Here is a 1,128-nt window from a genome sequence, read left to right as displayed (position 1 = left end):
ACGCGCGACTGGGGCGGCCCGTCTCCCGGGTCGTGGGGGTCGAGGCCACGCTCGACGGCCTGCGGGCGGCGGGGCGGGCCGCGATCGAGGCGGGCACTGCGCCGCCCGAGCAGCCCTACCGGGGTGAGGCGGACGCCGCCGTGCTGTTCACCTCCGGCGCCACCGGACCGGCCAAGGGCGTCGTCTACCGCGCCGAGCAGCTGCGCGCCCAGGCCGAGCACGTGCGCGCGATCTACGGGCTGACGTCGGCCGACCGGTTCGTCGCCGCCTTCGCACCGTTCGCGCTGTACGGCCCCGCGATGGGAGTCGGGTCGGTCGTCCCCGACATGGACGTCACCGCTCCCGCCACGCTCGACGCCGCCGGCCTCGCCGACGCGGTGCTGGCGGCCGACGCGACCACGGTCTTCGCGTCTCCGGCCTCGCTGCGCACGATCGTCGCGACCACCCCCCGGCTCGACGAGCGGCGCCGCGACGCGCTGGCGCGGGTGCGGGTGGCGATGTCGGCGGGCGCGCCGATCCCGGTGGCGATGATGCGCGAGGTCGCCGGAGTGTTGCCGAACGCCGAGCTGCACACGCCCTACGGCATGACCGAGTGCCTGCCGGTCAGCGACATCGTGCTCGCCGAGCTCGAGACCGTCACCGCGGGCGACGCCGTCGACGGCGTGTGCGTCGGGCGGCCGCTCCCGGGCGTGCAGGTGCGCATCGCGCCGCTGCCCGCCGAGCCGTCCGGCGCCGACGCAGAACCCACCGACTCCCCCGGGGTCACCGGCGAGATTCTTGTATCAGCCGCTCACGTCAAAGACCGCTACGACCAGCTGTGGGCCACGCAGGCCGAGAGCGCCCGCGACGGCCTCGGACCGCACGGCCCGTGGCACCGCACCGGCGACGTCGGCCACCTCGACGCCGACGGCCGGCTGTGGGTGCAGGGCCGCCGGGTGCACGTCGTGCACACCGCGGCCGGGCCGGTACCGCCGGTCGCGATCGAGCAGGCGGTGCTCGCGCTGCCCGGGGTGGCCGACACCGCCCTCGTCGGCGTCGGACCGCACGGCTCGCAGGCCCCGGTCGTCGTCGTGCGGCCCGAGCGCGCCCCGACCGGCCGATTCGCCCCCGCGCTACCGGTACTCGTGC

Annotated in this window: 1 protein-coding gene; it reads left to right on the top strand. The window is 76.9% G+C overall.

The window, feature by feature from the left end; translation table 11 throughout:
• Positions 1-1,128: AMP-binding protein (locus tag PINTE_RS21365; protein ID WP_157087457.1), on the top strand; the 1,128-nt coding region annotated here is incomplete at both ends.

This window comes from Piscicoccus intestinalis NBRC 104926 (assembly GCF_001515525.1).
GTDB lineage: Bacteria > Actinomycetota > Actinomycetes > Actinomycetales > Dermatophilaceae > Kineosphaera > Kineosphaera intestinalis.
The sequence above is the reverse complement of the archived record's forward strand: the minus strand, read 5'-3'. Positions and strand labels throughout refer to the sequence as shown.